This is a genomic window from Pseudomonas oryzihabitans, assembly GCF_001518815.1.
GTDB lineage: Bacteria > Pseudomonadota > Gammaproteobacteria > Pseudomonadales > Pseudomonadaceae > Chryseomonas > Chryseomonas oryzihabitans_E.
The window spans coordinates 3,188,257-3,211,579 of record NZ_CP013987.1; the positions used below are offsets into that span (position 1 = coordinate 3,188,257).

24 protein-coding genes, 1 tRNA gene and 1 pseudogene are annotated in these 23,323 nt (G+C 65.1%); 9 read left to right on the plus strand and 17 right to left on the minus strand.

Translation table 11 applies throughout. The features are described from left to right. Nucleotides 1–158: 158 nt before the first annotated feature. From APT59_RS14465 to aspS, 15 genes are all read right to left on the minus strand, one after another. Nucleotides 159–234: transfer RNA gene (locus APT59_RS14465), tRNA-Lys, on the minus strand. A 60-nt stretch (nucleotides 235–294) separates the two neighbouring features. Then, nucleotides 295–969 (minus strand): 7-cyano-7-deazaguanine synthase QueC, encoded by a 675-nt coding sequence (gene queC / locus APT59_RS14470; RefSeq protein WP_059315503.1) that lies wholly within the window; start codon nucleotides 967–969, stop codon nucleotides 295–297. Nucleotides 970–971: 2 nt separating this feature from the next. After that, nucleotides 972–1,622 carry a 7-carboxy-7-deazaguanine synthase QueE gene (queE, locus tag APT59_RS14475; protein ID WP_174523142.1) on the minus strand — a complete coding sequence of 217 codons (651 nt, stop codon included), beginning with the start codon at nucleotides 1,620–1,622 and terminating at the stop codon, nucleotides 972–974. A gap of 71 nt (nucleotides 1,623–1,693) precedes the next feature. Then, nucleotides 1,694–2,521: a tol-pal system protein YbgF gene (gene ybgF / locus APT59_RS14480; RefSeq protein WP_059315505.1), complete on the minus strand. Its 828-nt coding sequence runs from the start codon at nucleotides 2,519–2,521 to the stop codon at nucleotides 1,694–1,696. A 6-nt stretch (nucleotides 2,522–2,527) separates the two neighbouring features. Next, nucleotides 2,528–3,049, minus strand: coding sequence for a peptidoglycan-associated lipoprotein Pal (gene pal / locus APT59_RS14485; protein ID WP_058791633.1), 522 nt, complete (start codon nucleotides 3,047–3,049; stop codon nucleotides 2,528–2,530). 59 nt (nucleotides 3,050–3,108) lie between these two features. Next, nucleotides 3,109–4,407, minus strand: a complete 1,299-nt coding sequence (gene tolB / locus APT59_RS14490; protein WP_059315506.1) for a Tol-Pal system beta propeller repeat protein TolB — start codon at nucleotides 4,405–4,407, stop codon at nucleotides 3,109–3,111. After that, complete coding sequence (gene tolA, locus APT59_RS14495) at nucleotides 4,404–5,507, minus strand: cell envelope integrity protein TolA (RefSeq protein WP_059315507.1); 1,104 nt, start codon at nucleotides 5,505–5,507, stop codon at nucleotides 4,404–4,406. The genes tolB and tolA overlap by 4 nt, the downstream gene beginning before the upstream one ends. Further along, complete coding sequence (gene tolR / locus APT59_RS14500; RefSeq protein WP_059315508.1) at nucleotides 5,507–5,953, minus strand: protein TolR; 447 nt, start codon at nucleotides 5,951–5,953, stop codon at nucleotides 5,507–5,509. The genes tolA and tolR overlap by 1 nt, the downstream gene beginning before the upstream one ends. An 11-nt stretch (nucleotides 5,954–5,964) precedes the next feature. Continuing rightward, nucleotides 5,965–6,657, minus strand: coding sequence for a protein TolQ (gene tolQ, locus APT59_RS14505; RefSeq protein ID WP_059315509.1), 693 nt, complete (start codon nucleotides 6,655–6,657; stop codon nucleotides 5,965–5,967). Nucleotides 6,658–6,659: 2 nt separating this feature from the next. Then, entirely contained in the window at nucleotides 6,660–7,109 is a 450-nt protein-coding gene (ybgC, locus tag APT59_RS14510) for a tol-pal system-associated acyl-CoA thioesterase (protein WP_059315510.1), read from the minus strand. Nucleotides 7,110–7,160: 51 nt separating this feature from the next. Next, nucleotides 7,161–8,213 (minus strand): Holliday junction branch migration DNA helicase RuvB, encoded by a 1,053-nt coding sequence (gene ruvB / locus APT59_RS14515; protein ID WP_059315511.1) that lies wholly within the window; start codon nucleotides 8,211–8,213, stop codon nucleotides 7,161–7,163. Between the two features lie 4 nt (nucleotides 8,214–8,217). Further along, entirely contained in the window at nucleotides 8,218–8,820 is a 603-nt protein-coding gene (ruvA, locus tag APT59_RS14520) for a Holliday junction branch migration protein RuvA (RefSeq protein WP_059315512.1), read from the minus strand. 46 nt (nucleotides 8,821–8,866) lie between these two features. Continuing rightward, complete coding sequence (ruvC, locus tag APT59_RS14525; RefSeq protein WP_007160336.1) at nucleotides 8,867–9,427, minus strand: crossover junction endodeoxyribonuclease RuvC; 561 nt, start codon at nucleotides 9,425–9,427, stop codon at nucleotides 8,867–8,869. Further along, entirely contained in the window at nucleotides 9,427–10,173 is a 747-nt protein-coding gene (locus APT59_RS14530) for a YebC/PmpR family DNA-binding transcriptional regulator (RefSeq protein ID WP_059315513.1), read from the minus strand. The genes ruvC and APT59_RS14530 overlap by 1 nt, the downstream gene beginning before the upstream one ends. Nucleotides 10,174–10,280: 107 nt before the next feature. Beyond that, the gene (gene aspS / locus APT59_RS14535; RefSeq protein WP_059315514.1) at nucleotides 10,281–12,056 is read right to left on the minus strand and encodes an aspartate--tRNA ligase; all 1,776 of its coding nucleotides are present in this window, start codon (nucleotides 12,054–12,056) and stop codon (nucleotides 10,281–10,283) included. A gap of 211 nt (nucleotides 12,057–12,267) precedes the next feature. Here aspS and APT59_RS14540 point away from each other — a divergent pair, with 211 nt between their 5' ends. From APT59_RS14540 to APT59_RS22745, 3 genes and pseudogenes are all read left to right on the plus strand, one after another. Next, a complete protein-coding gene (locus APT59_RS14540; RefSeq protein WP_059315515.1) occupies nucleotides 12,268–12,738 on the plus strand; it encodes a Dps family protein in 471 nt (156 codons plus the stop codon). A gap of 196 nt (nucleotides 12,739–12,934) precedes the next feature. Beyond that, a pseudogene (locus APT59_RS22830) lies at nucleotides 12,935–13,165 on the plus strand (cold shock domain-containing protein membrane protein); the annotation flags it as partial. 165 nt (nucleotides 13,166–13,330) lie between these two features. Continuing rightward, nucleotides 13,331–13,546 (plus strand): cold shock domain-containing protein, encoded by a 216-nt coding sequence (locus APT59_RS22745; RefSeq protein WP_160923550.1) that lies wholly within the window; start codon nucleotides 13,331–13,333, stop codon nucleotides 13,544–13,546. A 56-nt stretch (nucleotides 13,547–13,602) separates the two neighbouring features. Here the strand turns inward: APT59_RS22745 and APT59_RS14550 are convergent, their stop codons facing one another. Beyond that, nucleotides 13,603–15,693 carry an LTA synthase family protein gene (locus APT59_RS14550; protein ID WP_059315517.1) on the minus strand — a complete coding sequence of 697 codons (2,091 nt, stop codon included), beginning with the start codon at nucleotides 15,691–15,693 and terminating at the stop codon, nucleotides 13,603–13,605. Nucleotides 15,694–16,010: 317 nt separating this feature from the next. Between APT59_RS14550 and APT59_RS14555 the strand changes: the two genes are divergently transcribed. The 6 genes from APT59_RS14555 to APT59_RS14580 are packed head-to-tail and all read left to right on the plus strand — an operon-like array spanning nucleotide 16,011 to nucleotide 22,645. Beyond that, complete coding sequence (locus APT59_RS14555) at nucleotides 16,011–16,970, plus strand: AAA family ATPase (protein WP_059315518.1); 960 nt, start codon at nucleotides 16,011–16,013, stop codon at nucleotides 16,968–16,970. 1 nt (nucleotide 16,971) lies between these two features. Further along, nucleotides 16,972–17,910 carry a DUF58 domain-containing protein gene (locus APT59_RS14560; RefSeq protein ID WP_059315519.1) on the plus strand — a complete coding sequence of 313 codons (939 nt, stop codon included), beginning with the start codon at nucleotides 16,972–16,974 and terminating at the stop codon, nucleotides 17,908–17,910. Beyond that, the gene (locus tag APT59_RS14565) at nucleotides 17,907–18,401 is read left to right on the plus strand and encodes a DUF4381 domain-containing protein (RefSeq protein WP_059315520.1); all 495 of its coding nucleotides are present in this window, start codon (nucleotides 17,907–17,909) and stop codon (nucleotides 18,399–18,401) included. The genes APT59_RS14560 and APT59_RS14565 overlap by 4 nt, the downstream gene beginning before the upstream one ends. Continuing rightward, nucleotides 18,394–19,392, plus strand: coding sequence for a VWA domain-containing protein (locus APT59_RS14570; RefSeq protein ID WP_059315521.1), 999 nt, complete (start codon nucleotides 18,394–18,396; stop codon nucleotides 19,390–19,392). Before APT59_RS14565 ends, APT59_RS14570 begins: the two co-directional genes overlap by 8 nt. Next, a complete protein-coding gene (locus tag APT59_RS14575; protein ID WP_059315522.1) occupies nucleotides 19,389–21,065 on the plus strand; it encodes a tetratricopeptide repeat protein in 1,677 nt (558 codons plus the stop codon). The genes APT59_RS14570 and APT59_RS14575 overlap by 4 nt, the downstream gene beginning before the upstream one ends. Then, entirely contained in the window at nucleotides 21,062–22,645 is a 1,584-nt protein-coding gene (locus APT59_RS14580) for a BatD family protein (protein ID WP_059315523.1), read from the plus strand. The genes APT59_RS14575 and APT59_RS14580 overlap by 4 nt, the downstream gene beginning before the upstream one ends. Here APT59_RS14580 and APT59_RS14585 read toward each other — a convergent pair. Continuing rightward, complete coding sequence (locus tag APT59_RS14585) at nucleotides 22,633–23,298, minus strand: YceH family protein (protein ID WP_059315524.1); 666 nt, start codon at nucleotides 23,296–23,298, stop codon at nucleotides 22,633–22,635. The two genes, APT59_RS14580 and APT59_RS14585, sit on opposite strands and share 13 nt — an antisense overlap. Nucleotides 23,299–23,323 lie beyond the last annotated feature (25 nt).

The following is a 23,323-nucleotide window of genomic DNA, read 5'->3' on the forward strand; positions in this document are numbered from 1 at the left end:
AGCGAAATGGCGCCCAGACCAATTCGTGCCAGGCTCCGGGCGCCAGTTGATTCAGTTTGACATCATCAAACTGCGGGGCTAGATTCCGCCACAGACGGCTGCTTGTCTGAGCTGAGGGAACGCAAAAACCCTCCATTGCGGAGGGTTTCTGGTGAAGATGGTGGGTCGTGTGGGATTCGAACCTACGACCAATTGGTTAAAAGCCAACTGCTCTACCGACTGAGCTAACGACCCGTTAGTGGCCGCCATTCTAGCGATTTTCTCTGGATAATCAACACCCTAGATAAATTTTTTTTACTGGTAGCGGGTAGGGTCTGAAATTCCGGCTGCCTTGAAGCCGTCGGCACGCAGGCGGCAGCTGTCGCAACGGCCGCAGGCCTCCCCTTCGCTGTTGGCCTGATAGCAGGACACGGTCAGCCCGTAGTCCACACCCAGGTCGGTGCCGGCCTGGACGATCTGCGCCTTGGACAGGAACTGCAACGGGGCTTCGATCTTGAAGGTATCCCCTTCCACGCCGGCCTTGGTGGCGAGATTGGCCAGGCGTTCGAAGGCCTCGACGAACTCCGGTCGGCAATCCGGATAGCCGGAATAGTCCACCGCGTTCACCCCAATGAAGAGATGACGAGCACCAAGCACCTCGGCCCACCCCAGGGCCAGCGACAGGAACACTGTGTTGCGCGCCGGCACATAGGTGACGGGAATGCCCTCGCCAGGCGTTTCCGGCACGGCGATGTCCGGATCGGTGAGCGCTGAGCCGCCGATGCCATTGAGGTCCAGGCCGATCACCTTGTGTTCGACCACGCCAAGCTGGCGAGCTACGCGCTCGGCCGCCTGCAGTTCGGCTCTATGCCGCTGGCCGTAGTCGAAGCTCATGGTGTAGCAGGCGAAGCCTTGAGCCTTGGCCATGGCGACGATGGTGGCGGAATCGAGGCCGCCGGAGAGAAGGATGACCGCTTTAGGCTGACTCATGCTTAGTGTCCCGGCTCGTCGTTCCAGAGAATCTTGTGCAGTTGCAATTGAAAACGCACGGGAAGGTTATCCGCCACGATCCACTCCGCCAGTTCGCGGGGCACCACCTGGCCGTGGCTGGGCGAAAACCATACTTCTCCCACTCGCTGGTCCAGGCGGTACTCGATCAGCTTGGAAACGGCCCAGTCGTAGTCTTCACGCGAGCAGATGACGAATTTCACCTGATCGTTCGGTGTGAGCTGAGCGATGTTGGCGTAAAGGTTGCGCCCGACTTCGCCCGATGCCGGGGTCTTGAGGTCCATCACCTTGCTGACGCGGACGTCTACCCCGCTGACATCCAGGGCACCGCTGGTTTCCAGGGACACCTCGTAGCCTGCATCGCAGAGTTGCTCAAGTAGTTTGAGGCAATTGGGCTGGGCCAGTGGCTCGCCGCCCGTTACGCAGATATGTCGCGGGCGGTAGCTGGCGACCTGCTCGAGGATGGCATCGAGGTGATGGATCTCGCCACCGGTGAACGCATAAGCCGTGTCGCAGTACTGACAGCGCAGTGGGCAGCCGGTGAGGCGGACGAAGACCGTGGGAAGGCCGGCAGTGCGGGCTTCACCCTGGAGCGAATAGAAGATTTCGGTAAGACGTAAGGTATCTTTTTGCATAGAAGCCACGGGCGTGACGGCTACACAGGCCATCCGCCTCCGTTGCGGTAGATAGAAGAAAAAAGCCTGCGCTAGGGCAGGCTTTTCAGGTCCCGCTGCGCCAGCTGCGCAGCGGAGGTTCCGGGATACTGGCTGATGACCTGCTGGTACATGCCCTTGGCCCGGTCGGTGCGGCCGAGCTTCTGCTCGACGCCACCCAGTTTGTACAGCGAATCCGGCACCTTGTTACTGGTGGGATAGGCCTGGCTGACCTTGGCGAAGGCCTGACCCGCAGCCTGCAGATCACCCTTGGCCAGATTCACCTCACCCAGCCAGTACTGGGCGTTGCCCGCGTACTGGCTGTTGGGATACTTGCGCAGAAACGCATTGAACGCCTGGCTGGCCTTGTCGAAATCCTTGGCTTTGATCAGATCGAAGGCAGCGTCGTAGTACAGCTTTTCCTTCGCCGGATCGCCCGGTTCGCTACTGGCAGCCGGTGCACCTGCGGAGGCAGGCGGAGTCGGCGTGTTGTTGGCCGCGATGGCACCACCCTGGGCGGCACCTCCAGCGGCTCCGGCACCTGCGTTGGCAGGGGCGGAAGAAAGCTGGGAAATTCGGCCATCCAGATCCTGGTAACGATCCAATCCTTCCTGCTTGAGCTGGCGGATCTCGTTTTCCTGAACCTCGACCTGGCCACGCAGGCGAGCGATATCGTCCTGCATCTGTTGCAACTGCATGAACAGTTGACCCATACCGGAAACGGGAGCCCCGTTTCCGGCACTGGTCGCGCCTGCACCGCCATAAGCCTGCCCAGCGGACTGGGCAGTGCCATAGCTACCATCCTGTACGGGAACCTGAGCCCCGGCGACAACCGGTACACCGAGGGTCAGGGCGATCAAGAACTGCAGGCGCTTGGACATCGTTTATTACTTCTTCAGCTCAACGCGACGGTTCTGAGCCCAGGAAGCTTCGTCGTGACCGACGGCAACCGGACGCTCTTTACCGTAGGAAACCAGTTCCAGCTGAGCCGGGGACACGCCCTGCAGTACCAGGTAGCGCTGAACGGCCTTGGCACGACGCTCGCCCAGTGCCAGGTTGTACTCGCGGGTACCGCGCTCGTCGGTGTGACCTTCCAGAACGACGCGCTGGCCGCTGGCCTTCAGGTCGCGAGCGTGAACGTCCAGAGCGCGCATGGCTTCCGGCTTCAGGTCGGAGCTGTCGTACTCGAAGTAGAAGGTGGTGATGGCGCGCAGAGCGGCTTCGTCGCCCATGCTGCCGTCAACGGCACCGGCGTTGGCGCCGTAGCCAGCGTTCGGGTCGACAGCACCGGCGCCAGCGCCAGCACCAGCGCCTTCACCGGAGGCGTCGCCGCCCTTGGAGGAACAGCCCACGGCGACGGCCATGGCCAGAGCCAGTGCAGCGAACTTGCCGAATTTCAGCATTTCCATCATGTAACTCCTAAAAGAACCGCAATGTTGGTGTATCTAAGGACTTTTCTAATTAGCCGTCAGTTCAGGTAAGGAGACCAGGAAGGCTCGCGCACATCACCCTGGGCGGTGGGAAGAGGAATCCGGACGCGACCATTGATGGATACAAGCATCAGTACGCCTCGGTCCTGCTGGCGGGTGGCGTAGATTAGCATGGTGCCATTGGGCGCAACAGTGGGCGAGTCGTTCAGGCTGGTGTTGGAAAGTACCCGAACAGAGCCGCGTTGAAGGTCCTGAGCAGCGATCTGGAAGTTAGTGAAACCTTCCTGACGATGCACCATGACCAGGGTCTTTTCGTCCGCCGAAAGTTTCGGGTTGGCGTTGTAGTTGCCGACGAAAGTCACGCGCTCAGCGCCTCCGCCATTAACGCCGGTTTTGTAAATCTGCGGCTTGCCGGAGCGGTCGGAGGTGAAGTAGATGGTCTGACCATCCTTGCCCCAGAACGGCTCGGTATCAATGGAGGAGTCATTCGTCACACGACGGATGGCACGGGATCCCAGGTCCATCACGTAGATCTCGGGGTTGCCGTCCTTGGACAGCACGAATGCCAGGCGATTGCCATCAGGCGAAAACGCCGGGGCACCGTTGAGGCCTTCGAAGTTGGTCAGCTGCTCGCGACGACCCGTATCGATGTATTGCATGAAGATGCGCGGACGCTGCTGCTCGAAGGAGACATAGGCGATGCGCTTGCCATCCGGCGCGAAGCGCGGCGACAGGATCGGCTCGCGAGACTGCAGCAGGGTTACCGAGCGAGCACCGTCGTAGTCGGCGCGCTGCAGGGTGTAGCGGGTATTGGTCGCGGAGAAGCGCTCGGCGGTGACATAGAGGATGCGCGTCGAGAAGGCACCCTTCACGCCGGTCAGCTTTTCATAGGCCTGGTCGGAGATGAAATGCGCCATGTCGCGCAGCTGATCGGTGCTGCCGCCGACATTGCCAGTGAGGACCTGCTGCTCGGTGGAGACGTTGAACAGCGCGTACTGGATCTGCAGCCGACCACCATTGGGCACGACGCTGCCGACCAGCACGTAGTTGGCGCCCAGGGCTTTCCAGTCACGGAAGATGACTTCGCTGGCCTGGGTCGGTTGACTCAGCATGTTCTGGCGCGGAATCGGCGAGAACACGCCCGAATTGCGCATGTCATCGCTGACGATGTTGGCCAGGTCTTCGGGCAGCGGCTGACCACCCTGCCACCCGAAGGGCACGACGGCGATCGGGATGGCGCGATCACTACCGCTGGAAATCACCAGCGGATCGGCCGCCTGGGCGGAGCCCACCACCAGGACCAGGCCCAGCAGAATGTAACGGATCAGGGTGTTCACAGACTCAGGTCCTCCGGTTTGAAGATCATGCGGCGCTGGCGGTACAGCTGGTCGAAGGTCTTGCGATCCAGCTGCTGCAGCTCACGGATACGACCGACGTTACGCACGGCCGACACCGCTGAATTATCGAATTCCTTGTTGCCACTGGAGCGGGTCACCGTCGCGCTGGTAATGGTGCCATCCGGCAGCATGTTGATCTGCACCTCGACGCTCATGCCATTGCGCGCCGACTGCGGACGCGTCCACTGCTCGCTGACCAGACGCACGATCAGATCATCGAAGCTCGATGCCACTTCGTCGCCCTGCTCTTCGGCCAGTGCCTGCTGCCGCTGGGTATCATCGGACAACAGCTCGGCCAGTGCCTGCGCCTTCTTGTCTTCCGCTGCCTTGCGAGCAGCCGCCTGGGCGGCCTTCTTCTTGGCGTCGTCAGCCGCTTTCTTCTTCGCCGCTTCCGCTGCCGCTTCCTTCTTGGCAGCTTCGGCCGCAGCTTTCTGTTTGGCTTCTTCCGCCGACTTCTGCTTGGCCGCTTCTGCTGCGGCTTTCTTCGCCGCTTCCTCGGCTGCCTTCTGTTTGGCAGCTTCGTCGGCCTTCTTCTTGGCGATGTCCGCCTGCTTCTTCTGCTCGGCGGCCTGCTTGGCTTCTGCGGCCGCCTTGGCGGCTTCGGACTGTTTCTCAGCCTCAGCCTTGGCTTCGGCGGCCTTGGCCGCCGCTTCCGCTTGCTGCGCCTTTCGAGCGTCGTCGGCTTTCTTTTGTTCCGCGGCCTGTTGCTGGGCTTCCTTCTGTTGCTGAGCCGCCTTGGCCGCCGCCGCTTCACGCTGGGCTTCCTGTTGCTGGCGACGCTGCTCCAGTTGTTCCTGCTCGTACTGTTTGGCCGCGGTCTTCTTCGCCTCACCGGCCAGCTTCTGCTCCGTCTGGACCTGGGCCGAGCTCTTGGATTTGAGCTGGACCAGGGTCGCCTGGACGACCGGGCGCGACTGGGGCAATTCAGGCGTGAAGGCGAAGCTGACGAACAGCAGGCCGAAGATCAGCACATGCAGGGCGACTGCCCAGATGGCCGGCCAGAAATAACTTTCGGACGACGAACGCTCGCGGTGTCGCATCAAGGCGCCTCGGTAATCAACCCGACGTTGGGCACGCCGGCCTGCTGCAAGGCACCCATGGCGCCAGCGACGACGCCGTAGTTGGCGGCCTTGTCACCCCGAATGAACACCTGGGTGTCCGCACGCTGACGCATGATGGCACCGACCTGCTGACTCAGTTGTGGGAGGGACACCGCCGTAGAGGACTTGGCTTTCTGATCGGTATCCACCTCGGAACCGACGTTCCAGTAGTAGGTGCCGTCGGCCTTCACCGAGACGGTGAGGATCTGCTTGTCGTTGTCCTGCGGCAGGGCTTGGCTGTCGACCTTGGGCAGGTCGACCTTGACGCCCTGGTTGAGCATGGGCGCCGTCACCATGAAGATGACGAGGAGCACCAACATCACGTCGATGTAGGGCACCACGTTCATCTCGGCGACGGGCTTGCGTTTCTTGCGGCGAGGGACCATGGGATACCTCTTTATTCGTCGCTGGTGTGGACTTTGCGGTGCAGGATGGCCTGGAATTCGTCCGCAAAGGTGTAGTAGCGGTTGATCAGCATTTCCGAACGGGCGGCGAAGCGGTTGTAGGCCACGACAGCGGGAATGGCGGCGAACAGACCGATGGCGGTGGCGATCAGGGCTTCGGCGATGCCGGGCGCTACGGTGGCCAGGGTCGCCTGCTGCGCCGTGGACAGGCCGCGGAAGGAGTTCATGATGCCCCAGACGGTACCGAACAGACCGACATAGGGGCTGGTGGAACCGACGGTGGCCAGGAACGGCAGGGCTTGCTCGAGCTTTTCTTCCTCACGGGAGATGGCCACGCGCATGGCGCGCGAGACGCCTTCCATCACGGCATCGGGATCCACACCGGGCTGCTGACGCAGACGGGAGAACTCCTTGAAACCGGCGCGGAAGATCTGCTCGACGCCGGAATCCGGATCGGGGTTGCTGCCGGCCTGGCGGTACAGCTTGGACAGATCGATGCCCGACCAGAATTTCTCTTCGAAGGTATCCAGGGAACGCTTGGCGGCGCGCATGGCATTGCTACGCTGGATGATCATGATCCAGGACGTGACAGAGGCTGCGACCAGGATGAGCATCACCAATTGCACCACCAGACTGGCGTTGGCGATGAGGCTCCACATGGACGTATGGTCGACGTTGGGTTGCACGCTTAATCTCCTGATTGAATTGACGCCGGATTTCCGGCAAGAACCGTTCGCATGGTTTCGGGCATGGCCCTGGGCCTGAAGCTGTCGGCACGCACACAGGCGACCGTCACCCACCCTTCACAGAGCAGGACATCATCCTTAGCTCGCCGAACCTCTTGGTGAAACCTGAGGCTGGCACGCTTCGCTTCGACCACCTCGGCACCGATCAACAATTCGTCATCCAGGCGCGCGGGCGCATGGTAGCGCGCTTCGCTGCTGTGGACGACGAAGAGCAGATTGTCCCGAGCGAGTTCGGACTGGGCATAGCCCAGCGCGCGCAGTCGCTCGGTGCGGGCGCGTTCCATGAACTTGAGGTAGTTGACGTAGTAGACGATGCCGCCGGCATCGGTATCTTCGTAGTAGACACGACACCTGAGGACGGACGGCGACGGGCTCCGCGATTGCGCGTGCATACTCTAGAACCTAGCCTCGCCGTTGCCAATCAGAAATGTTCGCAACTGCATTTAGTTACCATTGACCTCGAACAGATCGGGCGTACCACCCTGGACCAGACGAGAGGGCAGATTGAGCCCGAAATGCAGATAGGCATGTCGGGTCACTACCCGCCCGCGCGGCGTGCGCATGATATAGCCTTGCTGGATCAGATAGGGTTCCAACACGTCTTCGATGGTGTGACGCTCTTCGCTGATGGCAGCGGCAAGGCTGTCGACCCCGACCGGACCGCCATCGAACTTGTCGATCATCGTCAGCAGCAGGCGGCGATCCTGGTGGTCGAAGCCTTGGGCATCAACGTCCAGCAAGTCGAGGGCGCGACTGGCGATGTCGTGGCTGATATGGCCCTGCCCGCGTACTTCGGCGAAGTCCCGCACCCGGCGCAGCAGACGGTTGGCGATCCGTGGCGTACCGCGCGCGCGGCGGGCGATTTCCAGGGCGCCTTCGGCTTCGATGGCGAGACCGAGGATGCCGGCCGAACGGCTAACGATGGTAGCCAGGTCCGCCGTGCCGTAGAACTCCAGGCGCTGGACGATCCCGAAGCGGTCACGCAGGGGATTGGTCAGCATCCCGGCGCGGGTGGTCGCGCCCACCAGGGTGAAAGGCGGCAGATCCAGCTTGATGGAGCGCGCGGCCGGGCCCTCGCCGATCATGATGTCGAGCTGGTAGTCCTCCATCGCCGGATAGAGTACCTCCTCGACGATGGGCGACAGCCGATGGATCTCGTCGATGAACAGCACGTCGCCCGCTTCCAGATTGGTCAGCAAGGCGGCGAGATCGCCCGGGCGCTCCAGCACGGGACCAGAGGTACTTTTTAGGGAAACGCCCATTTCCTGGGCGATGATATTGGCCAGGGTGGTCTTGCCCAGACCGGGCGGACCAAAGATCAGGGTGTGGTCGAGTGCCTCTCCCCTGCCCTTCGCCGCCTGGATGAACAGGCCCATCTGGTCGCGCACCACGGGCTGGCCGATATAGTCCGCCAGGCGCACCGGGCGAATGGCGCGATCCTGGACCTCCTCGCGGTCGCGGCCGCCGGCCGAGATGATTCGATCGGTTTCTATCATGGGATCAGACCATGCCCTTCAGGGCGCGACGGATGAGTTCCTCGCTGGAAAGGTCTTCCCCTTCCACGGCGGCAACGGCGCGACTGGCTTCCTGCGGCTTGAAGCCCAGGGAGACCAGGGCGCTGACCGCATCGGCCTCGGCGCTGGCCGCGACGGTGGCCTGGTTCGGCAACACCAGGGGAGCGATCGCGGGCAGATTTTCCCAGGCCTTGAAACGGTCCTTCAGCTCGACCAGCAGGCGCTCGGCGGTCTTCTTACCCACTCCGGGCACCTTGACCAGGGCGGCCGTGTCCTGGGCTTGCACACAGCGAACCAATTCATCCACCTCGAGACTGGACATCAACGCCAGGGCCAGCTTGGGACCGACACCGTTGAGCCGGATCAGCTCGCGAAACAGCTCACGCTCGCGTTTTTCACCGAACCCGTACAGCAGGTGCGCATCTTCCCGTACCACGAGGTGGGTATGCAATGTGACGACCTCGCCCTGGGCCGGCAGCCGATAAAGGGTCGTCATGGGCACTTCGACCTCGTAGCCGACTCCGCCCACGTCGAGTAGGAGATGGGGCGGCTGCTTTTCCGCCAGGGTGCCACGTAGACGACCGATCACAGGGATACCTTCCTACTTCTGGAGCGAGATGTTTGAACGGATGAAGCTAGAGACGCAGCCGGCCGCCGCGTCGACGGGTCGCCAACAGGCCATGGGGCACCAGACTCTGCCGTGTATGGGCATGGCACAGGGCGATGGCCAGGGCGTCGGAGGCGTCGATCTGCGGCTTTTCGGTCAGCCGCAGCAGGTGCATGACCATCAGCATCACCTGCTGCTTGTCCGCCCCGCCGTTGCCAACCACGGCCTGCTTGACCTGGCTCGCGGTGTACTCGGAGATCTCCAGGCCACCCTCGGCGCCGGCCACGATGGCCGCGCCGCGGGCCTGACCCAGCTTGAGCGCCGAATCGGCGTTGCGTGCCATGAACACCTGCTCGATGCCCATGGTGACCGGCCCGTACTGGGCGATGACGTCGCGCACCCCGCGATAGACGATCTGCAACCGTTCCGGCAACGGACCGTTACCGGTACGGATGCAGCCCGAGGCCACGTATTCGCAGCCGCGCCCGGTGTCGCGCACCACGCCAAAGCCGGTCAGCCGGGAGCCCGGATCGATACCCAGGACCAGGGTGCCCGGAGCATCTGGCGGCAGGCGCTCGTAGAGGGACATCAGCCGAGCTGCGCCATGACGTCGTCGGGGATTTCGGCGTTGGAATAGACGTTCTGCACGTCGTCCAGGTCTTCGAGCATGTCGATCAGCTTGAGCACCTTTTGCGCGGTGTCCAGGTCCAGGGTCGCGGAAGTCGAGGGGATCATGGTCACCTCGGCTTCGTCGGCCTTGTAGCCGGCAGCGGTCAGGGCTTCGTTGACGGCGATGAAGTCGGCGAAGCTGGTGAAGACGTCGATGGAGCCATCATCGTTGGCCACCACGTCATCGGCACCCGCTTCCAGGGCGGCTTCCATCAGGGCGTCTTCGTCCAGGCCGGGGGCGTAGCTGATCTGGCCCTTGCGCTCGAACAGATAGGCGACCGAACCATCGGTGCCCAGGTTGCCACCGCACTTGTTGAAGGCATGCCGGACTTCGGCCGCGGTGCGGTTGCGGTTGTCGGTCATGGCTTCGACGATGATGGCGACGCCGCTCGGAGCGTAACCCTCATAGGTCAGTTCCTCGACGTTCTCGCCTTCACCGGCGCCCACACCACGGGCGATGGCCCGGTCGATGGTGTCGCGGGTCATGTTGGCGGTGAGCGCCTTGTCCACCGCCAGACGCAGGCGAGGGTTGTCGGCCGGAATGCCACCGCCCTGGCGCGCGGCCACGGTCAGCTCACGGATGATCTTGGTGAAGATCTTGCCTTTCTTGGCATCCTGGCGTTCTTTGCGATGCTTGATGTTGGCCCATTTGGAATGACCGGCCATAAGCTACTCCAATGTCTTGACGAAGACTGCGCCGGCCGCGATGGCCGCGACGCAATGAAAAAAGGGAAACGGAGGGCGCCGACTTGGGCGCCCTCCTCCGGTAAGGCTTATTCCGCCTTGGGCTGCTCGCGCAGGCGGATGTGCAGCTCGCGCAGGGCCTTGCCGTCGACGGCGCCGGGCGCCTGGGTCATGACGTCGGCCGCGCTCTGGGTCTTCGGGAAGGCGATGACTTCACGAATCGACGAGGCGCCGGTCATCAGCATCACCAGGCGATCCAGGCCGAAGGCCAGGCCACCATGGGGCGGCGCGCCAAACTTCAGGGCGTCCAACAGGAAGCCGAACTTCTCTTCCTGTTCCTCTTCGCTGATACCCAATACCTCGAAGACGGCTTGCTGCATCTTCTTGTCATGGATACGGATGGAGCCGCCGCCCAGTTCGGTGCCGTTAAGCACCATGTCGTAGGCGCGCGACAGCGCGGCACCGGGATTGGCCTGGAGCTCCTGGGGACTGCACTTGGGCGACGTGAAAGGGTGGTGCATGGCGGTCAGGCTGCCATCGTCGTTTTCCTCGAACATCGGGAAGTCGACCACCCACAGCGGCGCCCACTGACAGGTCAGCAGGTTCAGGTCGTGACCGAGCTTGATGCGCAGGGCACCCAGGGCTTCGGAGACGATCTTGGCCTTGTCCGCGCCAAAGAACACGATGTCGCCATCCACCGCGCCGACGCGGTCCAGGATGACATTGATGTTATCCAGCGGGATGTTCTTGACGATGGGCGACTGCAGGCCTTCGACGCCAGCGGCGCGCTCGTTGACCTTGATGTAGGCCAGGCCCTTGGCGCCGTAGATGCCGACGAACTTGGTGTAGTCGTCGATCTGCTTGCGCGGCATGCTCGCCCCGCCCGGTACGCGCAGGGCAGTGACGCGGCACTTGGGATCGTTGGCCGGGCCGGCGAAGACCTTGAAGTCGACGGCCTTGAGCTGGTCTTCCACGTCCACCAGTTCCAGCGGAATGCGCAGGTCCGGCTTGTCCGAACCGAAGCGACGCATGGCCTCGGCCAGGGTCATGTGCGGAAGCGTACCGAATTCGACGTCCAGCACTTCCTTGAACAGGTTGCGCACCATGGTCTCGGTGATGTCCATGATGTCTTTTTCATCGAGGAAGCTGGTCTCGATGTCGATCTGGGTGAATTCCGGCTGGCGGTCGGCGCGCAGGTCTTCGTCACGGAAGCACTTGGCGATCTGGTAGTAGCGGTCGAAGCCAGCGACCATCAGCAGCTGCTTGAACAGCTGGGGCGACTGCGGCAAGGCGAAGAAGCTGCCGGGATGGGTGCGGCTGGGCACCAGATAGTCGCGGGCACCCTCGGGGGTGGCACGGGTCAGGATCGGGGTTTCCACGTCGAGGAAACCGTTTTCGTCCAGGTAGCGGCGGATGCTGGAGGTGATGCGCGAACGCAGCTTCAGCTTCTCGGCCATCTCCGGACGACGCAGGTCGATGAACCGATAGCGCAGGCGAGTCTCTTCACCCACATCGGTGTACTCGTTGAGCGGGAACGGCGGGGTTTCCGCTTCGTTGAGCACTTCCAGCTCATAGCCCAGCACCTCGATGGCACCGGAGGCCATGTTGGCATTGCGGGCGCCTTCAGGACGCAAGCGCACCTTGCCGGTGAGCTTGACCACGTATTCGCTGCGCACGCGGTCGGCCTTGGCGAAGGTTTCGGCGCGATCCGGATCGAACACCACCTGGGCCAGGCCTTCGCGATCGCGGATGTCGAGGAAGATGACCCCGCCGTGGTCACGGCGGCGGTGGACCCAACCGCAGAGGGTGATTTCCTGGCCGTCCAGGCTCTCGTTCAACTGGCCGCAATAGTGGCTGCGCATCATGGTCGTGTTTTCGCTTCTCTAGAACAGGCTGAATGCGTGGAGGCGCCGGGCCAGCAGGACCGGGCGCTCGACTGAACGGGAGATTCTATATCATCCGTCACGATTTTACCGTAGCCGGGCACGCAGCTCGACATGCCAATACTGGCTAAACGGCCAGCGGTTCTGTGATAGCCTCGAAGCCCTTCGCAACCGACGCACAGGAGCCGTCAGCATGGAAATCAACATCGGAATCGCCGAACAGGATCGCGCCGAGATCGCCGAGGGCCTGTCGCGCCTCCTGGCCGACACCTACACCCTCTATCTGAAGACCCACAACTTCCACTGGAACGTCACCGGGCCGATGTTCAACACCCTGCACCTGATGTTCGAGACCCAGTACACCGAGCTGGCGGTCGCGGTGGACGACATCGCCGAGCGTATCCGCGCCCTGGGCTTCCCGGCACCGGGCACCTACGCTGCCTATGCGCGCCTGTCGAGCATCAAGGAGGAAGCAGGGGTACCGGACGCCCAGGAGATGATCCGCTTGCTGGTGCAGGGTCAGGAAGCCGTGGTGCGTACTGCGCGGGGCATCTTCCCGCTGCTGGACAAGGTCAATGACGAGCCCACCGCCGATCTGCTGACCCAGCGCATGCAGACCCACGAGAAGACCGCCTGGATGCTGCGCAGCCTGCTCGCCGCCTGAGTCAGAGCACCGTCGCCGGCCACGACCGGCGACGGTGCCACGATTGAGCAGCCCTCACCTTTTGGGTTTAATAAGGATGCGCGTTTTGCGCCGGGTCACTCCGCTGTCGGGCAACGTACCGGCAGTTTCGGCAGACCCGTGTTCTTGAACCCAAGGTGATTTCACATTGAACACGTTATCTACTGTCCATGTCGTGGTGGGCGCTGCCGCGCTCCTGTTATCGGCTATTCCCGGACTACAGTCCGACACCTCGTCCTTCGATCAACCCGAGTCCATCCATCTGGCCCTGCTGGGTCTTGCCACCCTTCTCTTCACGCCCTTCTCCCGCAGCCGCAGCAGTGGCGCCCAGAAACTCGCCAGCGCCCTGCTGGTGATCGCCGTCGTGGCCCAGACCTTCATCCTGCTGGCGCCCCTCGAGCAGATCGGCGGCCTGCCGGCTGAACTGCTGCCGCTGGGGCTGACCCTGGTCGCCGCCCTGGCCAGCCTGCCGGAAAAGTTTCGTGGGCCGGCCAGCAGCGCCCCCACGGCCGATGCCGAGGCGCGCCCACGCCCGGTGGCGCGCACGGCTGCAGCCCCTGCCCCGGCACGTCCGCTGGCCGATGACCGCGAGCGCGGCACGGTGAAGTGGTTCAACACTTCCAAGGGCTTCGGCTTCATCTCCCGCGATACCGGCGACGACATCTTCGTGCACTTCCGCGCAATCCGTGGCGAAGGTCATCGGGTGCTGATGGAAGGCCAACGCGTGGAGTTCTCGGTGATCCAGCGGGACAAGGGCCTGCAAGCCGAGGACGTGGTCATCGCGGCCTGATTCTTGCCAGCAAAAAGAAAGGCCGCCTTCGGGCGGCCTTTCTTTTTAGACCAGCGTCACTGCCGCTGGGCGGCGGCGGCCTTGCTGTCGTTCATGCCAGTGGTGTTGCCGAGCAGGCTGGCCGTGGCGGTCTGGATAAAGGCCTCCAGGCGTTTCTGCAACTCGGGCGCATTGGCGTCACCCTTGATCACCTCGCCGCCGGCCTGGGTACCCAGGTGATAGCGATAGAGCACGGCGTCCCGGTCACGCGGCTTGACCAAGATGTGATCGCCGGTCACCAGCGCCACGGTCTGGTCGCTGCCCGACGGTTTGATCACTGCCACGCCCTGATCGCCCTGGGGCAGGCCCAGCAGGTCACGGCCCCAGCACTGGTGCTGAGTCGACTTGCCGAAGCGCGCCAGCACGGTGGGCACCACGTCGATCTGGCTGCCCACGGTATCGCGACGGGCGCCAAAGGTTTCCTGCACGCCCGGACCGATCAGCAGCAGCGGCACGTTGAAGCGCGACAGGTCCATCTCGGTGATCTGCTCGTTGTTACCGAAGCCGTGGTCGCCGAGGATCACGAACAGGGTGTCCTGGTACCAGGGCTCGTGCTTGACCTTGGCGAAGAACTGGCCCAGCGACCAGTCGGCGTAGCGCATGGCGGTGAGGTGCTCGTCGAGCGAGCCATGGCCGGTGACCGGCGCGACCGGCAGGTCCTTGGGCAGCGCATAGGGGGTATGGTTGGACAGGGTCTGCAAGAGCGCATAGAAGGGCTTGCCGTCCGGCGCCTTGGCCAGTTTGTCCAGTTCCTGCACCGAGCGGTCGAACATGTCCTGGTCGGACACGCCCCAGGTCGGATCCATGAACACCGGATTCACGAAGTCTTCGCGACCAACGAAGCTGGTCATGCCCTGGTTGCTGAAGAAGCCGGACTGGTTGTCCCACTGGAAGTTGCCGTTGTAGACATAGACGTCGTCGAAGCCACGGGTGCTGAGCAGCTGCGGCAGGCCGGAGAACTGGTGGGCGCCCTCGGGCATGCGCATCAGGTACTCGAAGGCCGGCAGGTTGGGGAAGCAGGCCATGGTGGCGAACATGCCCTGGTGGGTATGGGTGCCGTTGGAGAAGAAGCGCGTGAACAGGGTGCCCTGCTCGGCCAGGGCGTCGAAATTCGGCGTGATACTGTCTTCGTTGCCCAGGGCGCCGATATAGCGCCCGGCCATGCTTTCCATGAGGATGACCACCACGTTGCGCACCTTGGGCAACTGGCCGTCGGCAGGCGGGGTATAGATCCGGCGGATGGCGGCCTTGTCGGCGTCGATCAGCTTATCGCGCGGGGTCAGCAGCATCTGCCGGGTAACCGCCAGCGCATCGACGGCGGGCATGGTTGCCTTCCAGCTGTTGTCGCGGTGATCGGAGAAGCTGTTTTCGGCCGCGTCGATCAGAGTCAGGGTGCCGTTCAGGCCGAGGTGGTTGGCGAACATGGAGTCCGTGGTATAGGCGTCGCCCCAGCGCAGCGGCGGACCGGATCTCAGGGTGCCCCGAGCGGCGATGATGGCCACTACCAGGCAGAGCATGAATACCGCCCCCCGGCGATACCAGGCCGCAGGCTTTGGCGCGGCATGGCGGCGGGTAGCCCGCTCGATACCAAAGAACACCAGTCCCAGCAACAGGGTCGTCACGGCCCAGGCCAGCAGCAGGCGTACCACCGGGAAGCCGTTCCAGATCATGCTGGTGACGGTGTGCAGGTCTTCCTGCAGGTACTGGAAGACCAGGCTGTTCAACCGCTGGTGGAATTCCCGATAGAAATTCAGCTCGCCGACGCCCAGCAACAGACAAAGGCTGGCGGCCAGGGTGAACCAGCTGGCCTGCAGCCGGCGTGCGGCCATGGCTCTCAGGCTGAACAGGCAGAACAGCGAGGGCGCGCAGATATAGACCACCAGGCGCAGGTCGAAGCGGGCGCCGTTGAAGAAGGCTTCGGCAAAGGTCGCGAAGGGCGACTCACCGATCAGATCGGTGTTGTAGCCCAGCATCGCCAGGCGCAGCAGGGTGAACATGACCATCAGCGCCAGGCCGCAGCCCAGGACGAAACTCAGGTGGCTGCCCAGCGTCGGCACCGGCCGGACGCCAGCGGCGCGTGGGGATTGGGGGACTTCCGTTTGCGACATGAAAACACCTTGTCAAAAGCAGCAGGGATTCGCGGCGAATGGCCAGCGGCACGAGATCGGCCACGCAGAGGCCTCGAGCGCGGTCGGCAGGCGTGGGAGTTTAACCCTCCGGCGCGATCACGCCAGTCTTGGCACGCACTGGTTGAGCGAAGCGAGACCTTGGCCGCGCCGACAGCCGCCCAGCCTGACCAGACCCGCGTCAAAATTTCGTCAAAAACTGCTCTGAATGCGACGCCAGCGCAGGCATGGGCGGCAGCCGCCGCTTGCAGTAAAATTGCGCACCTTTGACCGCTCCAGCGCCGTATTCAGGATGCCCCATGGCTCACCGTGACGCTCTGCAGGTGCTTCGCACCTACCTGACCAGCCAGATCCTTGGCCAGGAAACCCTGGTGGAGCGCCTGCTCATCGCCGTGCTGGCGGATGGTCACCTGCTGGTGGAAGGCGCCCCGGGGCTGGCCAAGACCAAGGCCATCAAGGACCTGGCCGAAGGCCTGGAGGCAGACTTCCACCGCATCCAGTTCACCCCCGACCTGCTGCCCGCCGACATCACCGGCACCGAGATCTATCGCCCGGACACGGCGACCTTCTCCTTCCAGCAAGGGCCGATCTTCCACAACCTGGTCCTGGCCGACGAGATCAACCGGGCACCGGCCAAGGTGCAGTCCGCGCTACTGGAGGCCATGGCCGAGCGCCAGGTGAGCATCGGCCGCACCTCCTATCCCCTGCCCGACCTCTTCCTGGTGATGGCCACCCAGAATCCCATCGAGCAGGAAGGCACCTATCCCCTGCCCGAGGCCCAGCTCGACCGTTTCCTGATGCACGTCAAGATCGGCTATCCGGACGCCTCGGTGGAGCGCCGCATCCTGGCGCAGGCCCGTGGCGAGGCCCTGGACGGCGAGACCCTGCCGACCGAGCGCGTCACCCAGGCGGCCATCAACGCCGCGCGCCGCGAGGTGCTCGGGCTGTACATGGCCGACGCCGTGGAGGAGTACCTGGTCCAGCTGATCATGGCGACCCGTACCCCGGGCCGTTTCGACCAAGACCTGGCGCACTGGATCACCTATGGCGCCAGTCCGCGCGGCTCCATCGCCCTGGATCGCTGCGCTCGCGCCCATGCCTGGCTGGCGGGGCGGGACTTCGTCAGCCCGGAAGACATCCAGGCGGTGGTCTTCGACGTCCTCCGTCATCGCGTCATCCTGTCCTTCGAGGCGGAGGCCGCCGGTATCGACCATGACCGGGTGGTGCAGCGCATCCTCGATCTGGTGGCCGTGGCCTGAGATGGCCGAGCGCGACGGCGTGACCCTGGGCCTGGCCGAGCTCATCGAGATGCGCCACCGGGTGGTCGAGGTGCAGCTGTTTTCCGCCGCCGGACGGCGCAGCCCGCTGATCGGCCTGCACCATTCGCGCCTGCGCGGTCGCGGCGTGGACTTCGACCAAGTACGGGCCTATCAGCCCGGTGACGACGTACGGGCCATCGACTGGCGCGTCACCGCCCGCACCCGCGAGCCCCACACCAAGCTGTTCCACGAAGAACGCGAACGGCCGGTCTATCTGCTGCTGGAGCAGAGTCCGCGCACCTTCATCGGCACCTGCCAGCAATTCAAGTCGGTGCTGGCCGGACGCCTGGCCGCGCTGATCGGCTGGGCGGTGCTGGAGCACAACGACCGCATCGGCGGCATGATCTTTGGTGGCGAGCGCCTGCACGAGGTGCGGCCGCGGCGCAGCAAGCAGAATCTGCTGCGCTTCTTCGATCACCTGGTCAATGCCAACCGGGCGCTGCGGGATCCGGCATTGGCCCAGGTGCCGCGTATCAGCTTCAACCAGGTATTGCGCCGCGCCCGCGAAGTGCTGCGTCCGGGCAGCCTGGCGCTGGTGATCTGCGACGAGCGCAGTCTGGACGTGGCCACCGAACAGCACCTCACGCTGCTCTCGCGGCACAGCGACCTGGTCCTGCTACCGCTTTCCGATCCGCTCGATCACGAATTGCCCCAGGCCGGCCTGTTGCGCTTCACCAGCGGCCAGGCCGAAGTGGAACTGGATACCGACCGCAGCGACGTGCGTCAGGGCTATGCCGAGCAGGCCGCGCAGCGCCGCGAGCGCTGGACGGAGCTCAGCCTGCGCCTGGGCATTCCACTGCTGCCGCTGTCCACGGCGGACGACCTGGTCGAGCAGTTGCGGCATCTCTTGCGGCAACATCGCCCGGGGTATGCCTCGTGAGCCCAGGCGCACCCAACCTGGAGCTGCTGCGGCTGCCCCCGGAACCCGTCTGGTGGCCGCCGGCGCCGGGCTGGTGGCTGCTGGCGCTGATCCTGGTGGCGCTGGCCTTCTTTCTCCGTCATCGCCGCGGCCGGCGACCGCTGACCCGCATCACCGTGGCGGAACCGACCACCGAAGAGGATCTGCGCACCACCGCGCTGGCCGAACTGGCCCAGCTGCCCCGCCCCTACGGCGGCCCGGCCGGTCCCTGGCTGCAGGCGCTGAACGCCTTGCTCAAGCGGCTCAGCCGCGCCAGCTATCCGGATCAGCTCAGCCAGATCCTGAGCGGGCGGGACTGGCTGGCCTTTCTCGATTCCCGCTGCCCTGCCGCCGGCCTGACGCGCTACATGATCCTGGTCGACGGCGGCTATCGCCCGGACTGTCGGCTGGACGACCGCACCATCGACGGCCTGCAGGATGCCGTCGCCACCTGGATCCGCAAGCATGTTTGAATTCGCCTGGCCCTGGCTGTGGCTGCTGGCGCCCCTGCCCTGGCTGCTGCGCCTGCTGCTGCCGGCCGCCGACAGCGGCCAGGCAGCCCTGCGGGTCGACTTCCTCAGCGAACTCGAACACCTGGGCGGACGCACCAGTCGCGCCGGCGGCCTGGTCGGGGCCCGACGCCTGCTGCCCTATCTGCTGGGTTGGTTGCTGCTGCTGGCCGCCGCCGCCCGCCCGCAGTGGGTGGGGCCGCCCCAGCCATTGGACGTGAGCGGGCGCGACCTGCTGCTGGCGGTGGACGTCTCCGGCTCCATGGATACCCAGGACATGCAGCTGGGCGACGAAAGCGTCAGCCGCCTGACCCTGGTCAAGCAGCTGCTGGGGCGCTTCATCGACAGCCGCCAGGGTGATCGCGTCGGGCTGATCCTGTTCGGCTCCCAGGCCTATCTCCAGGCGCCCCTGACCGCCGACCGGCGTACCGTGCATGCCCTGCTGGAGGAAGCCCAGATTGGCCTGGCCGGGCGCAATACGGCGGTGGGTGACGCGGTGGGCCTGGCGGTCAAGCACCTGCGCAAGCGCCCGGACAACAGTCGGACCCTGATCCTGGTCACCGATGGTGCCAGCAATGGCGGCGTGGTGACACCCGAGGTCGCGGCGACCCTGGCCGCGAGTGAGCGGGTGCGCGTCTATACCTTGGGGATCGGCGCCGAACCGGATGCCCTGGGTGTCGGCGCAACGCCCAGCGATCTCGATGAACCCATGCTGCGGCATCTCGCCGACCTCACCAACGGCGCCTACTTCCGGGTGAGATCCAGCGCCGAACTGGCGGCCGTGTCGCGGCAACTCGACCGCCTCGAACCCATCCGTCAGCAACCCGACCAGGCCCGTCCCACTCGCGAGCTCTATGCCTGGCCCCTGGCCGCGGCGCTGCTGCTCGGCCTGACCCTGGCGCTCGGGCGCCTGCCGTGGCCCCGCCGCTGGCGGCGCGGAGGCAAGGCCACATGAGCGATTGGCTACCGCTGTTCCTGCGTCCCTACTGGCTGCTGGCCCTGCTGCCAGTCGCCCTGGTGATCTGGTCGTTGCGCCAGCGTCGCCATCGTCACGGTCGCTGGGAGGCGCTGCTGCCGCCAGCGCTGCATCCCTGGCTGCTCGCCGACAGCGAACGCCAGCGCTCCCCCCTCGGACTGATCCTGCTGGGCCTGGCGGGCTTGCTGGCCTGCCTGGCCCTGGCCGGCCCCAGCTGGCAGCAGGGCGAACCCCAGAACTTCCGGCGCAACGATCCCCTGGTGGTGGTACTGGCCCTGACGCCGGACCTGCTCGCCACCGATGTCGTCCCCAACCGCCTGCTGGCCGTGCAGCGCAAGCTGCAGGACCTGCTCAAGGCGCGCCAGGACGGTGAGACCGCCATCGTCGTCTATGCCGGTAGCGCCCATACCCTGGTGCCCCTGACCGACGACCTGCCGACCATGGACAACCTGCTCAAGGCGCTGCGCCCCTCGATCATGCCGGTGCCCGGCCAGCGCGCCGATCTGGGGATCGCCAAGGCGCTGGAGCTGCTCGGGCCTGCGCCCAGCGCCAGCGCCCGGCTGCTGCTCATCACCAGCGAACTGGACGACCGTGAGCGCCTGGGTATCGAACGTCAGCTGGAAGGCCGTCTGCGTCAACTGGCCATCCTCGGACCAGGTACGCCCCAGGGTGCCCCGGTGGCCGCCGAGACAGGCAATTATCTGAGCGATGCCGCAGGCGGCATCCGCATCGCGCGACTGGACGAGGGTCGCCTGCAAGGCATCGCCCGCGAACTGGGCGGACGCTATCAGCGTCTGCAGCGCGATGACGGCGATCTGCGCCGGCTCGGACTGCTGGAGCGGCCCGACGATGTCCGCGCCAGCGCTGGCCAGGGGCCTTCCGACTGGCGCGACCAGGGTTACCTGCTGCTCCTGCCCCTGTTGGTGCTGGTGGCCTGCGGCGCACGCCGCGGCTGGCTGCTGTGCCTGCCCTTCTGCCTGCTGTTGACGCCACCTCCGGTCCACGCGGGTAGCTGGGACGATCTCTGGCTACGCCGTGACCAGCAGGGCTTGCAGCTGCTCAGCGACGACCAGGCCGGTGCGGCCGCCGAGCGGTTTACCGACGAGCGCTGGCGCGGTGTGGCGCTCTACCGGGCCGGTGACTTCACTGTCGCCGCCGCGGCTTTCGCCCGGGATCCCTCGGCGGACGGCCACTACAATCGCGGTAATGCGCTGGCCATGGCCGGTCGCCTGGAAGAAGCCCTGCTCGCCTATCGTGCGGCATTGGTGCTGCGTCCGGATCTGACCGCGGCGCTGCGCAATCGCAACCGCCTCGAGCGTCTGCTTGCCCAGCGCGCCGCCGCGGCGCAGGCCGACGCCGCCGCGCGTAGCCGCAAGGCCCAGGCCGCCAACCAGAGCAGCGCCCAAGCCGACGAACCTGCCAGCGCCAGTACCGCTACCCCGGACGCCACTGCTGCGGCCAACCCGCAGCAGCAGGCCCAGGCCGGTGCGGACTGGCTCGTCAGCCCGTCCGTGCCTGACGACTCCCTGGCGGAAGAACAGCACCAGGCCGCCGAACAGTGGCTGCGGGAAATCCCCGACAACCCGGCCGAACTGCTGCGCCGCAAGTTCTGGTATCAGCAGCAACAACGCGAGGAGAACGCGCTGCAATGAAGTCCTATCCATTGCTGCTGCCCTTGGCACTGATCGCGCCCCTCGTCCACGCGGCGGATCTCAGCGCTCGCCTGGAACGCAGTCAGCTCAGCCAGAACGAGACCCTGGAACTCATTCTCGAGACCACCGATCCCGCCCAGTTCGGCAAACCCGATCTCGCCCCGCTGGAGCAGGACTTCAAGGTGCTCGGGGTGCGCCAGAACAGCCTGCCGCCGGGCGAGCAGGTAACCACCCGCTGGAACGTGACCCTGCAACCCAAGGCCAGCGGCGCCCTCATCATTCCCGCACTCAGCCTGGGCGGTGCCCACAGTCAGCCGCTGACCGTCACCGTGGCGGCCCCAGCCGCCAAGCGCCAGACGCGGGAGCCAGTCTATCTGGAAGCCGCGGTGGATCGCCCCAGGCTCTATGTGCAGGCGGAAACCATCCTGACCATCCGCCTCTACCACGCGGTAGCGCTCTACGACGACCATGTGCTCACCCCACCCAATCCCAGCGACGCGCGGGTCGACCTGCTGGGTACGCCAAACGTCTATGAGCGCGACGTCGACGGCGTCCGTCACGGCGTGATCGAATGGCGCTACGCCATCCATCCGTTGCAGAGCGGCACCCTGGTCCTGCCGCCCCAGACCTTCAGCGCCACCCTCGCCGGTGGCCTCGACGACAGCTCGCGCGCTGGCCAGCCGATCCAGCTGCGCACTCCGGCGGTGACCCTGGAGGTTCTGCCACAACCGGCCAGTTATCCGCCGCAGACCCCCTGGGTCCCGGCGCGCAGCCTGACCCTGACGCAGCAGTGGAATCCCGCCCCGGAAAACGCCCGGGAAGGCAGTGCCCTGACCCGTACCCTGCAGGTACGTGCCGAAGGCCTGGCACCGGGTCAGCTGCCGCCGCTGGTATTGCCCGAGATCGAAGGCGTGAAACGCTATGCCGAGCAGCCGCGGCTGTCCCTGCAGACCCAGGCGCGTGGCCTGGTCGGGCAACGCGAAGAACGCGTGGCCCTGATTCCCACCAGCAGCGGCGACAAGTTGCTACCACCGGTGGAAGTGGTCTGGTGGAATACCGAAACCGATACCCTGGAACGCGCTACCCTGCCCGCCCAGCCCCTGGTGGTGGCCGAAGATCCGACCCTGCAGCCGACAGCCACGCCGACGGTAGTCAAGGTCACCACGGGCGATCGCGGACTCTGGCGCTGGCAGCTGGCGACCGCCTTCTTCGCGCTCACCACGCTGCTTGGCTTCGGCCTCTGGTGGCGCGCCCGGCGCCAACCGGCGGTACTCCCGGCCGTGCCGGACGTGGACAGCCGCGTGCAGCGCGAAGAGCTGCGCCGCGCCTGCCAGAGCAATGATCCCCATGCGACGCGCCACGCCCTGGATGCCTGGGCCCGGCAACAACCGGAAACCCTGGCAGCCATGGGCGCCCGCTTCGAACCCCTGGCGGCCGCCCTCGACGACCTCAACGGCGCCCTGTACAGCGAAGCCGGTCAGCGCTGGCAGGGCGAGACCCTGTGGCAGGCGATCAACGCCCTGCCGCCGCTGACACCGGCGGCGGTACACGACACCCTGCCGCCGCTCTATCCGCGCTGAGCACTCTCTTCCAAGCGCGCCAGGCGCTCTTCGAGGGCGGCGATCCGGGCTTCCAGGACCTCCAGCCGGCCTTCGCGTCCGCCCACGGACGGACTGCCATCGGAGGTACTGCCGAGTTGCGCGACCTGGGCATCGCGTTCAGCCGCGTTGCCGAACAGATGCAGGTAGCGTTCTTCCCGCTGGCCCGGCTGGCGCCCAAGCCCGGTGGCCAGGCCGCGAGCGATCAGCCGCTCCAGGTGATGGCGCACCTGCTCGGTATCGTCGAAGGCATGCATCCGGGTACTGCGCGCGAGCAATTCGCCCAGGGTCTGGGGACCGCGCAGGAACAGCAGGGCGCAGAGGACCCACTGCGGCGGCGGCAGCTCCAGTGCCTTGTCGAGGCGCTGTTCCCAGCGGTCCGCACGACTGCCCATGACCAGACGCGCCAGGCCACGCTCCTCCAACCGTCGCAGCCCCTGCCCCACTTCGCCTGGGGTGAGGTTCAGTACCGGTTCGCGACTGGTCTTCTGGTTGCAGGCCAGCACCAGCGCGTTAAGGGTCAGGGGATAGCTTTCCGGCGTGGTCAGCTGCTTTTCGATCAGACTGCCGAGGACACGGATCTCGGTGGCTTCGAGCGGCTCTTCGGCGAAGGCGGGGGTGACTGCTTGGCTCATGGCGAACTCCGCTTGGATGACGCGC